The 14185-nt window shown below is 37.6% G+C and carries 9 protein-coding genes; all 9 read right to left on the bottom strand.

Features of this window, described 5'->3' with window-relative positions; translation table 11 throughout:
* Nucleotides 1-11: 11 nt before the first annotated feature.
* The gene (locus tag ACIQZ6_RS04575) at nt 12-1223 is read right to left on the bottom strand and encodes an aminotransferase class V-fold PLP-dependent enzyme (protein ID WP_395808648.1); all 1212 of its coding nucleotides are present in this window, start codon (nt 1221-1223) and stop codon (nt 12-14) included.
* 40 nt (nt 1224-1263) lie between these two features.
* Nucleotides 1264-2523: an amidohydrolase/deacetylase family metallohydrolase gene (locus tag ACIQZ6_RS04570; RefSeq protein ID WP_395808646.1), complete on the bottom strand. Its 1260-nt coding sequence runs from the start codon at nt 2521-2523 to the stop codon at nt 1264-1266.
* 68 nt (nt 2524-2591) lie between these two features.
* Nucleotides 2592-3893, bottom strand: a complete 1302-nt coding sequence (locus ACIQZ6_RS04565) for a hypothetical protein (protein ID WP_395808644.1) — start codon at nt 3891-3893, stop codon at nt 2592-2594.
* A 123-nt stretch (nt 3894-4016) separates the two neighbouring features.
* On the bottom strand, nt 4017-5564 hold the full coding sequence (locus tag ACIQZ6_RS04560) for a SusD/RagB family nutrient-binding outer membrane lipoprotein (protein WP_395808642.1): 1548 nt from the start codon (nt 5562-5564) through the stop codon (nt 4017-4019).
* A 24-nt stretch (nt 5565-5588) separates the two neighbouring features.
* The gene (locus ACIQZ6_RS04555) at nt 5589-8924 is read right to left on the bottom strand and encodes a SusC/RagA family TonB-linked outer membrane protein (protein WP_395808640.1); all 3336 of its coding nucleotides are present in this window, start codon (nt 8922-8924) and stop codon (nt 5589-5591) included.
* Nucleotides 8925-9248: 324 nt separating this feature from the next.
* A complete protein-coding gene (locus ACIQZ6_RS04550) occupies nt 9249-10265 on the bottom strand; it encodes a FecR family protein (protein WP_395808638.1) in 1017 nt (338 codons plus the stop codon).
* Between the two features lie 105 nt (nt 10266-10370).
* Complete coding sequence (locus ACIQZ6_RS04545; RefSeq protein ID WP_395808636.1) at nt 10371-10952, bottom strand: RNA polymerase sigma factor; 582 nt, start codon at nt 10950-10952, stop codon at nt 10371-10373.
* 234 nt (nt 10953-11186) lie between these two features.
* Nucleotides 11187-11654 (bottom strand): RidA family protein, encoded by a 468-nt coding sequence (locus ACIQZ6_RS04540; RefSeq protein ID WP_395808635.1) that lies wholly within the window; start codon nt 11652-11654, stop codon nt 11187-11189.
* 43 nt (nt 11655-11697) lie between these two features.
* Nucleotides 11698-13359: an aminotransferase class V-fold PLP-dependent enzyme gene (locus ACIQZ6_RS04535; RefSeq protein WP_395808633.1), complete on the bottom strand. Its 1662-nt coding sequence runs from the start codon at nt 13357-13359 to the stop codon at nt 11698-11700.
* Between the last annotated feature and the right edge of the window lie 826 nt (nt 13360-14185).

Raw genomic sequence — 14185 nt, 5'->3', positions numbered from 1 at the left:
TGACTAAGATCTTATATTAAGGCCTTGGATAACTCATCCTTTATTCTTTTTGCAACAATTTTAACTTCATCAGCTTTGAGCATATGTGTGGTTACATTAATGCTTCCACCCGGGCCACCCATTACTTCAATAGATGGATTACCTTCTCTTAAATTGTTAGCAAGGTTATCCAGTTTAAAGAGCGATTTATCCCAAGAAATATTTAAAGTTGGAATACGATTGATCAGTAGCAAGGGTATTACTTCAGCTTTCACACCCTTAACTGACGAGGCAGCGTTGGCAATTAGAGTAATTCTGTCTTCCAACATTTTCCATTCCTGATCCTGATCGGTATTAATAAAGCGTTCTAATGCAAAATACAAACCAAAAATTTCTTCCTTATTCACCTTCATTCCGCGACCAATGTTATTTCCTCTTGGAGGAGCATTCAGTCTGGCGGCGGCGATCAAATCTTTTCTGCCACTAAGAATTCCTGTACTTTGTGGTCCACGCATAAATTTACCACCTGAAACACAAACCAAATCAAAACCCAGATCATGAAATTTCCACAGGTTTTCTTTTGGAGGAAGATCTGCGGCCATATCGATCATAGTAGGGATTTTGCGCTTCTTAGCTATTTCTAGCCACTCGACATGTTGAATTTCACCCAAAGTAGCCTGATAGTTTATGAAATACATCATTGCAGTATTTTCATTGATGGCATTTTCCAATTCTTCAACGGTGGTTACCGTGATCAGTTTTACGCCACAGTTTTTCAATGCATGAGCATAACCATCATTATGTGCTTTTTGGAGGATCACTTCCGACTTCATTCCAGTACCTTCAAGAAAAGGGATTTGTGAAGCCTTTTTAGCGTCATTACCGCTTAAAACACCAGCCATTCCTAACATCAAGGCAGAGAAAGCGCCGGCAGTGACCATGGCCGATTCAGCATGCAATAGACTAGCAATTCTAGCGCCAACCTTATCTTGTACATCTTCAAGCCTGCAGAAATGTTTTGATGCATCGCGAATGGCTTCTAAAGCCTCCTCATGCATCAATGATCCGCTCAACGAAGTGAAATATCCAGAAGCGTTTATAAATGTACGCAGACCAAACTCACTAAATACATCCCGCTTTGAAAGCGGTTTAGCCTGCACTGATTGAACTATAGAACCGGAATTACCCATCGCACCTGCGAGTGGCAACATGGTTAAAGTTTTCAGGATTTCTCGGCGCTTCATGTATTTATTTACTAGTTGAGTAGTATACGTAGATCAGAAATTATTTACATTCAGTACAGTTATGAAGCGGACTTACTATTCCATTGAGATCATAAACGATCTTGCCTCCGAAAATGGTCATTTCACATTCTAGTTTTTCATTACTTTCCATTTTATAACCTTGCAGATCATAGAAACCGAAATTACCCTTTCTCATTCCTAGAATTGCAACATCAGCGATGGCACCTTCTGAAAGGTTACCAAGCTGCGGACGATTGATTGCCTTTGCCGGAGCCCAGGTACTTGCATTAATTACTTCTTGCAGATTCATTCCAATTTTTAAGAATTTTGACATCACCAAAAGCATGTCTTTCATAGAGCCTTTCATACTACTAATATGAAGGTCAGTACTTATTGTATTGGGATGAAACCCGGACTTAGCAGCAGGGATTGCCTGAGAGTATCTGAAACTTGAACCTCCATAACCTACATCGAAGACAATTCCTCTTTTTTGTGCATCCAGAACGAAAGGCTTTAATTCCTGTTTTGCAGTATCAACAATAGCTTCTTTAGTATCAAGTAATTCGCCAAATGTATGCGTGAAGATATCACCAGGACGAAGATGATCCATGAATAAAGACTTTAGGGAAAGTCTTGGTTTTGTTCCACCAAAATCAACCATCACCGGAATATTAGCTAATTTACCTGCAGCAACGCCACGGTCAACATTTGTAAAATCAGGGCTTGTAAAATGAGCCACTTTTATACCAACTACGTAATCCTTATAGGCAATAGCTGCTTTAGCTGCTATTTGAGGATCCATATCAGTTGTATTCTGCTCTATTACACCGCCACGCATTCCGTTACCTACAATATTCAAAAACGCCAGAACACGGGTCTGAGAATTATCTATAATATTCTTTTTGAAGGTCGGAAAATCTCTCCAACCAGAACCACCGGCATCTACAACAGTAGTTACACCCACGCGCTGATAAAAACCGTCGGGCATCACACTGTTAAATCCATTACTATACATATGATTCGGTTCAGTTCCTGCAAAAACATGTCCGTGAATGTCAATCAAACCCGGTGTCACGTACATCCCTGAAGCATTCACTAAATGACTTGCCTGAGAAGCATCAATACTTGATGCAACTTTTGAAATCTTTCCATCAGTAATGGCAACATCCATAACACGGTTAATGTTATTTTTGGGGTCAATAACATGACCACCTTTGATAATAATGTTGTAAGGTTTTGTTTGTGCGAATAACGCGATTGGTAACAGTATACTTACAAAGAAAATGCAAAGCTTCCTCATTTTAGTTCTTGATTCTAGTTGTTAATAGATTTAATAATTATACGAAAACAAACTGATGTTAACTATTTTCAGTCTAATCGTTTTCCATTTTTATCCCATCCTTTGCTAAAAAAATAAGATTCTGGAGAACTTAAGTACCGAACCTTTGACAAATCAGGTGTTTCTACTATTTTATGACCCAAGATACGGGATTCAAGTGCAAAATCCAAGATTCCACTACTCAGCATGGTCCGCTCAACCGGATAAGGAGCCTTTCCTGTTTTATACATGATCTCCATATTTTTTACAAGACATCCAAAATGATAATGGGGCTTTCCGCCCTGTAATTTCATGAGTGTTGAAAAGGGTTTTTGCTCACCCTCGATATCAATAGCATAGGTGAAATCCTGAAGCAGACCTGTTAATAAAAATGCAGCGGCCTTTAGTCCGTCATTATAATCGATAATAAATACAGACGGATTTTTAACAATCTCTTTCATATCACCTGCAACACGTGTTTCACTGTGTGAAATTGCCTGATCAAAAAGTCGTTTTACCCATTCATTCTGTTCGATGTAGTTCCAGCAATCTTGTCCTTCAAGACACTGTACTGCGCGAACTCCGGTTTCACCGCCCTTTCTTCTCTCAACTACAGCTTGTAGTCCGTCAAGTAAGTGAAAACCATAGATATCCAATCCACTAAATGAAATTCCAACCGCATATTTTTGCTTAACGCCATATGGAGTATCTATCGCAGGAATTCTCCAGGAAACCGGAATGGTAGAACCTGCTAGCATTGGAAATTTCAATTCTTTTGAAATCTCAACCATACGCTTGGCTTGGCGCCAGCTCCAGGAAAGATGTTTATCATTAAAAACAGGGACTGATTTCTTATATTGACGGAACACATCAGTGATTTTAAGAAACATTTCAAATCTTGGGTAGAGTTTCTGTTCTTTATCATTTGATGGGTATACCCCATGTTCCCCAATAAGTATAACCCCGTCAACAGCAAGCTGATCTCCCCCTAAAGTTAAAGCATCTGCAACTGTTCGAAATATTGGAACATTGTATTTTTGGGCTAATGGTCTGCTCATATCATTTTCTGGAACCTGTTCCGTAAACATAGACACGATTTTAGACTCCGGGTAAGGCGCCATCTGATCCTGATTAAAACCTTCCAAATATTTACCTATAATCACATCTGCATGTGAACCAGGACGGTATTCGGTTAATATTGCAGCAATTCGCTTTGGCTGATTATTGCCTAGTTGTGGAGCAGGGAATTCAGGTTCTGCAGCCATTAATGGTTTAAAAGAAGATTCGGAACCAATTACCGCGCCAGTGAGTGGCAATACGGAAAGGTATTTTATTAGATTTCTACGTTTCATAACAGCTTAATTATTCCTAAACTTAATAAAATTGAAAAAAAAAATCCAGATTATTTTTTTCGATACTTTAACGTATTTTGAAAAATAACCTGGATTAAATTATAAAGGTTAACCGATGAATTTTTATGGTTTATCCCACCAAACCCGACTTAGCAAGGTATTATCTCCACTTTGTCTGGCTTTTGCCGCTAAGAAATTTGTCTTATTCAGGGTTTCTTCTGATTCTGGAACAATATATCTTCTTGGAATACGGCCACCGGTAATATTACCAGGATAATTTGTTGGAATCAAGACAGGATATTCAGTGCGCCTCCAATTTGCAAAATTTTCAATCTGATCGAGGTAAAATAAGACCCACTTTTGTGTGGAGATCTGTTCTACTTTATCATTTACAGTTCCGGCGGTTTTGAATGGATTATAGGCAAGATAAGTAGTTACCTTATCGGATGAAATCACTCCTCCTGCACCAAAAAGTGCCCATTGTGCCATGGCTGCCTTAACCCCATCAGAGTAATAGGCTGCAGCATCTCCGGTATGCATTCCACGCACTACTGCTTCAGATAATAAGAAATTAACTTCTGCCGGACCCATTACAACAAATGGAGCTGAATAGCTATAAACTACGTCAACATTAGGTTCAGAATAGCTTTCAAAATCAGCAGGGTAACCATTGAACTGCGCATTTTTCATTCCCTTTTGTAAGGCTGTAGCGGTATCTGCTTTATAGGTTTTATCTGCCTGCTTAACCCAAAGAATTGACATTACATTGAGTCGAGGATCTTTAGTTGTAGTTGAATTTCCTTTCAAATGGTCAATCAATCTTTGTGACATCTTTGATCCCTGAACATTCAATGGATTTTGTCCATCTACATAATCCAAAATCCGTGCTTGATCAGAAAGTGGGTTTCTGGTTAAGGCACCATCAGCATACGGTATTTTTGCCAAGGCACCTGCAGTTGTAATCGGGCCACCAGCAATGGCAAGTTTTACAATCCGGGTAGATTCTGCCATGTCAATTTTAGATAAACGCATTCCTATTCTCAACATTAAAGAATAGGCAAATTGTTTCCAACTTGTTGTGTTTCCGCTATAGATCAAATCTGAACTGCCATAAGTAGTTTTAGATGCATCAAGTGCTTTTGCAGACTCATCCAGTTCAACAACCATATTTTTATAGATATCAGATTGGATATCATATTTTGGAGTGTAAGAACCGCTAATACCCTTATTAGCTTCAGTATATGGAATATCACCATATAAATCAGTTAATTGATGGTAAATATAGACACGCCATATTCTAGCTACAGATCTCAGATTGATATTATTAGGATCTTTACTCGATGCATCAATAACCAGATTAATATCTTTTAAGCATCCGGCATATGCACCCCAATTGGTTCTTACATATCCTTCAGCAAAATATTTATCGCCTGGTGCTGTTACCTCGCTATAAGTAGCTTCTTGTTGCAACATTTGCATATTATTAAAACGATTTCCATTTGGATTCAGATTGGCCTGTGTTAAAAGGGCTCTGGTAAACAGAAATTTAGGGTTGACTTCTTCATACGCATTTGGATTTTTGTTCATTTTTGCCAACTCATCTGTGCAAGCTGTAAGAACAATAACCATTGTAAGAAAAGCAACTATTTTGTTAATTCGATTAAGTTTCATATTCAAAATTTTAGGTAATGAGAATTAAAATTTCACAACTAAATTAAAGCCAATATCACGGGTCCTAGGAATTGTGTTAGAGGATCCACCTTGATCATTACCAATGGTGTAAGCAGATTCTGGGTCAAAGTCAGTAATTTTCTTGTGAATAATAGCCAAATTACGAGACACCAATGATAAATTAGCTGATTGAAGATTAACAAACTTTAGTTTCTTAACCGGCAGATTATAACTTAAAACCACGCTTCTTAACTTAATAAAGTCGCCATCAAATACAGATGTAGTCAAAGGACTAATAGAGGCCTGGTTATTATAATACGTATCAACTTCAGCTTCTTTCCATGTTTTAGTAAATGGTAAACCTGCCTGATCAACACCTGAAACAGTTAAGCCTGCTGGTCCTCTTCCTGGAAGTGTATTTTTAGATAAACCAAAACGATATAGATACCTGCTAAGCCCAGATTGTACAATATTTCCAAATTTTGCATCGATCAAGAAATTGAATGCAAAATTCTTATACCTGAAATTATTGGTTAATCCCATGGTATGTGGAGGAACACCCGAACCATATTCAACTTCCGGACCCTGAACCTCATATCCACTTAGTTTATTGTAGACGCGTTGTCCGCTGGCATTCTCTAAATAAGTTCTGCCACGAAGAGTATTGAACGGTCTTCCAATTTGAGCACCCGCAATTGAAGTTAAGCCAGATGAAAGTTTTTCAATCGTACTTTTATTATACGCATAATTAGCACTTACATCCCAATTGAACTTAGTAGATTTAATTGGCTGTCCGGTTAATAAAACCTCTATTCCTTTATTACTCAATTCACCCACATTTAATAAAGCAGAGGTGTATCCAGATGAAGAAGCAATAGCTGTACTATAAATATCATCCGTTGTTTTACGGTTATAGTATGTAAAATCTAAACCTAAGCGATTTTGAAGAAATTGCATATCCACACCACCCTCATAGGTTGTTGATGTTAATGGTCTTAAGTCAGGATTAGACAATGCCGTTGAAGTAGTTTGAACCGGCTGGCCAAGATGTCCGCCTTGTTGAAAACCGTATGCTTGATTAATCTGGTAAGGGCTCACTGTAGAACCACCCACCTGAGCATAAGAAGCTCTAAGTTTAGCAAAACTGATCAAGGATGGTAATTTAATAGCATCCGACAGAATTACACTAGCTCCAATTGAAGGATACAAAATTGAATTCTTACCTGGGTTTAGTGTAGAGAACCAATCTTGTCTTGCAGTCGCATTGATGTAAAATATGCCTTTATAGCTCAAATCTGCAGATCCAAAAACAGAGTTCTGACCATATGAATTGAAACCTACATTTGCTGTTTGAAGTGATAAGTTTGAATAACTTATAAAGTTAGGAACAATGAACTCCGTTCCTCCATTATAAGTAGAGTTAAACACATTCCTATCAATGTTAGCACCTGCCATTGTGGTTACCTGAAAATTCTTCAGGAATGAGGCATTGTAATTAACCAATAATTGAGCAGTGGTTTTTGTATTGAACGATGTTCCTGAGTTGAATAGTCCTTTAGGTCTTTTAGCAGTACCCCAAGGCATATAATCCATGGATTCAAAACGATCCATATCTCTCATACCGTTAAATTTCACAAACAGGTTTTTCAGAACATTATACTGAATACTTGCCTGTCCCATGAAACGATTCTTTTTATCCGTATTCCCCATTCGGTTGATTACGAAATATGGATTTTGAGCTTCGGGAACCTGTTGCCACTGTACCTCATTAAAATTAGCATCATAGCCAGGAGCTAGATTTCTAATATCAACCGTATTGGCTAGTAAATTAGTAGCCCATGAGGTGGTATTATCTGCATAGCCATTACCGGGTCTGTTAATACCCTGATCCGAATTATAATGGAATGTAGTTTCAATGATGATTTTTTTACCAAGTTCAGAACGTACATCTAAGTTAGCCGACTGTCTTTTATAATTTGACCCAGGCTCTAAAGCATTTGCTCTTAGATCAGATATACCCAAACGATAAACAAGTGCAGATGAGTTTCCTCCTGAGAATGCCACGTTATTAGTAAGATTGGTACTTGGCCTGTAAAAATTTTGCCAGTTTTGTTTCACATTAACTGCACTGTAAGGTCTAGTTGCATTGCCGTCAAATTGTACGTAGCCACCTACTGCATCATCTATTTTGGCACCAAATGATAATCGACCAGAACTGATTGATTGTGCTTGAGTTATTGGTTTGATTCCATCTAAACCTTGTCCATACTCATATTGTAAATCAGGATACATCGAAGGACTTCCAACCGTAAAATTACTTCCAATTTCAACACCTACACCTTTTTGAACCGCTCCCTTTTTAGTGGTGATTAATATGACACCGTTTGACGCCTGACTTCCATAAAGAGCTGCAGCTGGTCCACCCTTTAAAATACTGATTGATTCAATATCATCCGGATTGATTGAAGAAATACCATCTCCTCTATCTAATATAGTTGCACCCTCTCCTTGTGCCTGAGAACGAGCAATATTACTTATTGGCATACCATTCACCACATACAATGGTTGATTGTTTCCACTAAGTGAACCGTTTCCCCTAATAATAACACGGCTAGAACCACCTGGGCCAGATGACATACCAGTCACGTTAACCCCAGCTACTTTGCCTGAAAACGCATTTGCAATGTTATTCTCACGAGATGTTGTGAACTCCTCACCTTTTACTTCGGTTACAGAATAAGCTAATGCTTTTTTGTCTCTAGAAAGTCCAAATGCTGTAACTACAACTTCGGTTAAAGCAGTATTAGCTGCTTCCATTTTTACATTCAGGGTAGTACGATCATTCACCGTTTGCTCCTGAGTAACATAGCCAATGTAAGTAAAGACAAGTACACTGTTTTTATTAGGAACGTTAATAGTATAACGTCCATCAAGGTCTGAAGTGGCGCCTACTGTGGTGCCTTTTATTTTAATACTTACACCTGGAAGAGTTTCACCCCTGGTATCAGTAACCTGACCTTTTATTATATCTGCAAGTGTAGTTACAATTTCTTCAGATTTATCAAGTCTTTCTGGCCTGACAGTACTGGTTTGAATAAGTACATTGTTATCAACCTGCTTGTAAGAAAGATCAGTATCTTCTAAAAGCATATTAAGCACTTGCTCAACCGTATAGGTTGAAGAACTTAAAGTTCTTGTTGGTAAGGTCACCAATTCACCTTTTCTATATACAAATCGAAAAGGGGTTTGCTGTTCAATTTTCTTAAACGCTGTTAAAAGTGTCTCATTACGAAGTTCCAGTCTAACTTCGACTGAACTAATCTTCTGACTTTTAACTGGCAGGGCTACTAATAACTGCATAGTTGTTAGTACTATTACTAACGATAAAAAGCCGATCCTCATAATTTGTTTTATAAGTTGTTTCCGGTTTGAATTCTCTGCGAAAAATAGTGCAAGGGAAGTGCCTGGAGAATTATTTATTGTAAAATATTTCATATTTTTACATGGTTTATTTGATTAATATCCTTTCTCTGGATCCATTTAATTAAAAAACTGCTATAGGTTTAAACCGATAGCAAAAGCCCTCTGAAATCTTCATTGCCGTGAAGAGATCAGAGGCTTTTTATTTTATGGCGGTAGTGTCGTATACATTTATGTTTCTTCTAACTATTCAATTAATTAATTTTACTGACAACCAACACCATCAAGCAGCACAGTACTAGCACCCTTGAATTGGTATTTTATTTGGTTAAATTCTCCGATAATATTTAAGATTTGCTCTAAGCTTTGAGTCTTTAAAAAAGTAGCACTGAACTTACAGGTTTTGATCTGTTCATTTAAAAAAACAAGTTTAACATCAAACCTTTCCTGTAATTGATTAGCTACATCTTTTATACTTACATCATCAAAATATAAGTCCTCATTGATCCATTCAATAACAGATTCAGCATTTATAGGCTTCTTTACATGATTGCTGTGAGATTGATCAAACACAACCTGCTCATCAGGAACGATAACATTATAGGTATTAACATCATCCCCTACTTTAACCTTTCCGCGGGTTACTGTTACTGTAATTAGATTACTTCCAGCATTTGCTTTAATATTAAATGCGGTACCTAAAACTGTAGTTTTTATTTTCCCGGTATGAACAATAAAAGGATGGCTTGCATCATGTTTGATATCAAAGTATGCTTCGCCATATAAATAAACTTCTCTTTTACCATTCGAAATAAAATTTTCACTAAGTTCAATTCTACTATTTTCATTAAGAATTACTGAACTTCCATCAGGTAAATTAATAAATCGACGGCCCGGTATTTCAGGCTTTTGAGGCTCTGTCTTAGTTACTTTTACTGTTCTTATTTCTGGAACTGGACTACTAATTTCATGGAGGAAGACAGATAAACCTATAATAAGAATTGCCGCAATAGCTTTATACCATGTTTTATTAAATCGTGATTCTTTAACTTTTTCTTCAACAGAAGCATTTGCCATGATCTGTTTAAAAATCCTTTCTGCATTCTCTTCACCCATTAGGGTAATAGAAGATGGCTCATTCCAGAATTCATCTAGCAGATCTTGAACTTCTTTGTTATAGTCATCCCTTTTCATCATAGTAAGAAACTCAGCAATTTCTTCAGATGTGCCTGTCTTATTTACAAATTGCTGAAAAAGATATTTAAACCTATGAATTGACATATTTTTTTGGGATAAGCTCTATACTATCCTTCCTTATTAATCAAGACAAATGAGAACTAAAAAAGGGTTAGTGAAAAAAAAAATAATGAAGAATTGAGAATGAACTCAAAATAAAAAAAAACCGATAGCCAATACCAAATAATTGGAAACCACAATTCTAAGTGTACTTAAAGCTTTTTTAAGATGAGCTTTAACTGTATTTTTTGATAAATTTAACTGGTCAGCTATTTCATTATATTTAAGACCTTCATCGCGGCTAAGGCTATAAACTAATCGTTGTTGGGGAGGTAGCTGATTTACCGCATTACTTATAATATGCTGATATTCATTATAAACCACAGTATCTTCGGTAGAATACTCATACTCTGTTTTGATAAGACTTAAGTGGTTTATAATCGAAGATTCATGGGATCTTCGCTTTATTGCATTAAATGCACGATTTCGAACAATTGTATATAAATAGGAGTCGAATTGGCGAACTAAACAAAGATCCTTTCGATTACACCAAATTTTAATAAAGGCATCCATCACAATCTCTTCAGCCAGCTCTTCATTATCCGTAATTCTTAGTGTATACGAAAATAATCTGTCACTGTAATGGTTAAAAATTTTGCGAAAAGCAGTTTCATCCCCATTTGAAATGAGGCCTAATAATTCTAACTCATCGTGCAAAACTTGAGTTTTCAATCCTTAACAATCTAAATTATAATCCAATATAAAAATTTTACTTTTTATTTGCAAAGAATTAATTCTTGCTATCATTTTTTCACAACTACGACTGACTATTAATCTGCTCAAGAAAAAATTAACGTGACTGTAATTTAAAAAATATTTTTTATGTTTTTACGGCCATATTTATATACCCGTACCAAAATAATTAAACGTCAGAGCAGGAGTACTTATAGATTAAAGAATCATTTATTACACATATCCTATACATTCAATCTCAATGATCGATTTACCTGGGATCCCTCCTTTTGCAACTGCAACTGTAGATCTAACTGGAGGGTTTTTTCCGAAACGACCTTTATACACTTCATTCATCCCTTCAAAATCAGCCATATCACTTAAAAAAACAGTCACTTTCAATACCTTCTCCATAGAGGATCCTGCAGCCAACAATCGCTTCTCCATCTTTCTGAGTACAAAGTCAGTATCGGCTTTGATTTCGAAAACGGATTCCGCATCTGCACCAGTTCCGGATACAAATACCATATTTCCATACCTGATTGATCCTGGATACAGGGTTACATCAGGGGATGCTCCCGTGCTCAACAACTGGGCATCATTTTTTAATGGGGTCTGTGACTGAGCCACTAAGCTATATCCTGCTAGTCCGGCAATGGTTGAAAAAAGGCCGGTTATAACTGATCTTCGAGTTGATTTCATAGTTCCTTGTATTATTAATGAATTTTTTGATTTTATGGCCTGATCAGGTTGCTAATGGTGGACCTGCAGGAATATTCACTTTTCTTCTTGGCGCTTTCTGTACATTTCGTTTAGCAGAGAACTTAGCTGTGCGATACTCTCCAAGGTGAATATCGCCTGACATTATATCTCCATTTATAATCCCTGAAAACTGATAGGAAAGATCATCGCCCACAATCCGCATAGCACTTTGCATAATGACCCTATTGCCTTCAATTGTACCCGTCATATTCCCAGACTGAAAATCAGTTTGATGAATTCCACTCAACCAATTGCCATCCTGGACAACAGTTAAAGAATGCTGGCTGTTACTACTAAAAAATTGTATGTTCAGATCCCAACGACCATTCAGGTTCGCACTGGCTGCCCCCATCGTTTCAGGCTTAGCATTTCGCTTTCTTGAAAAAATTTCAAAAACTCTTTCTGCAACTATTTTTTCTTCGCCGGGCTGCATTTGTCCGGTAGTTATGTTGAAAAAACTATCTCCTTCACTATCATCTTCTGCCCATACCGCAATTCTGGGCTTATTTCTACCCAATTCTTCGGCCACTTCAAATCCATTGATGTGGAGTTTTTGGGGATTCCAGCTAACTTTTAAAACCGGAGTTTTGTTATCCAATAAGGTTCGTTCTATAACTTCTAATTTTATACCCGAAATCGGACTTAATCTTTTTGAAATAGTATCTAGCCAGCCAAGCCATTTTTTCCAATCGGCATCATGATCTCGCTTTACCCAATCTTCTACTGCAGCCATCATCCCAATCATTTCTTCCCTGCCTACTTTATTGTCGCGTCCTGGTCCATGATGCGGAGAACTTGCCTGCCAAGCAGACATTAAAATAGATTTATCGCCCAGCATTAAACCAGCACATTGGGGCCCACAAATTGCTTTTCCTCCACTATATGCAACAATTGTAGCACCTCTCTTGAGATGAACCGGAGGCAGTGTGAGATTTTCAGCAGCAGCATCAACCAATACCGGCACCTGGTGTGGTTTAGCAATCTGGGAAATTACTTCAAGCGACAATGGCTGTCCAGTAAACGTATCCGTATCGGTAGATCGGATATAAATCATGGCGGTGCGCGCATTAATAGCCTTCTCAAGCTCCTTGGGTGTTTTTACACTTACAATTTTAACCCCAATATTTCGTATCGAATGATCATATGCATTTCTTGAAAAATCAGGTATAATGACTTCATTTTTATCAAAGCCAGTTAGATCAGGAATGCGTATCAATTTTTCAGGATTTCCACCAGTAACGCAGGCGGCAGTTATGTGCTTAAGCCCGGCGGCACATCCGGCCGATACCATACCCCATTCGGCTCCTGTAAGATCAGCTAGTCGTTGACCAATTCCATCGGCCAGTTCATCATACTGCACAAAATTATGGGCGGCCGCTTCCATGGCAACTCGAACGGCTGGACGCTCCAAAGAACCTCCGATGATTGTAAACGTGCCCATGCAATTAATCACAGGCTCAACACCTATAGACCGAAAGATATTTGTTTCAGCCATAAAAGCAGATGCTGCTGAACCTGGCTTCAATGTTTCTAAAATGGCATTATTGCCAGCATTCTGAGTATTTGCCTGTGCAGATTGATTTCTGAGCACAGTCCCTGCGAATGGAAGCATTGCCATTCCTTTTAGTGCGTTTCTTCGTTTCATTTAATGATTCTATTAGTAACTATTACAGTGATAAACGTATTTTTAGATTAAAATCAATGCCTTAGCACCGATATTCAAGAATATTTGAAAATACAAAATAAAGAGTGTTGAAAAGGAAATTATGAATTTATTAATTCATAGAGTTACGAATTGATGATTACTAAATTACAATAACAGTTATACCCCAAAGTCAATATTTAGTATTTTAGATTTTAAATATACAGTAGGTTATATTTATTCAGGATTGAAATTAGTCAGTGTGGTTGGTCACTAACTTCAAGCACAGGAAATTTTATATCAATCTCAAACAAATCGTCCATTCACTGAACCTCCGTTCACCTCTCTTCCGCATTGACTGGTGCGGCAATTACAACCCCAGCCCTCGCAGAACCTTTCATAGCAGCAGGCGCAGCGGTAGCATTTATTCGGTGTAGTTTATTGTTTTTTAAAGGCCCACATGGTCTTGTCGTACCGTCTCGGCTTGGTCCTTTTTTGCTACAGAAAAAGGTAAAGCCCCCGCGGCTATGAGCGGAGTGAAATGATACATGCTTGGTGGGTACCACCAAGCATAAGGGAAATTAATTATCTCGTATTTGATTTTTTAAATCACTTTGCACGTGTCATCCTGAACAAAGTGAAGGGACTTTGTTGTATATACTTAACCAAATTTCTTCATCCGTTATACAAAGCGTCTTTGCGTCTTTGCGAGAGTCTTTTTTTTCCTATAAACAGAGGAAAATTGTACTAAGAACTACGAAGGTCCCTCACCTGCTGAAGGGCAGGTTTCGGGATGACATTTGATTTTGATTGAAATTTATTTTTTTAA

This window comes from Daejeonella sp. (assembly GCF_044348475.1).
Taxonomy (GTDB): domain Bacteria; phylum Bacteroidota; class Bacteroidia; order Sphingobacteriales; family Sphingobacteriaceae; genus Daejeonella.
The sequence above is the reverse complement of the archived record's forward strand: the minus strand, read 5'-3'. Positions and strand labels throughout refer to the sequence as shown.

Excerpts from the sequence above, each read along its gene's own strand:
- ACIQZ6_RS04565 (WP_395808644.1), bottom strand. The coding sequence starts at position 3,893 with ATGAAACGTAGAAATCTAATAAAATACCTTTCCGTATTGCCACTCACT.
- ACIQZ6_RS04535 (WP_395808633.1), bottom strand. The coding sequence starts at position 13,359 with ATGAAACGAAGAAACGCACTAAAAGGAATGGCAATGCTTCCATTCGCA.
- ACIQZ6_RS04550 (WP_395808638.1), bottom strand. The coding sequence starts at position 10,265 with ATGTCAATTCATAGGTTTAAATATCTTTTTCAGCAATTTGTAAATAAG.
- ACIQZ6_RS04575 (WP_395808648.1), bottom strand. The coding sequence starts at position 1,223 with ATGAAGCGCCGAGAAATCCTGAAAACTTTAACCATGTTGCCACTCGCA.
- ACIQZ6_RS04560 (WP_395808642.1), bottom strand. The coding sequence starts at position 5,564 with ATGAAACTTAATCGAATTAACAAAATAGTTGCTTTTCTTACAATGGTT.
- ACIQZ6_RS04540 (WP_395808635.1), bottom strand. The coding sequence starts at position 11,654 with ATGAAATCAACTCGAAGATCAGTTATAACCGGCCTTTTTTCAACCATT.
- ACIQZ6_RS04570 (WP_395808646.1), bottom strand. The coding sequence starts at position 2,523 with ATGAGGAAGCTTTGCATTTTCTTTGTAAGTATACTGTTACCAATCGCG.
- ACIQZ6_RS04555 (WP_395808640.1), bottom strand. The coding sequence starts at position 8,924 with ATGCAGTTATTAGTAGCCCTGCCAGTTAAAAGTCAGAAGATTAGTTCA.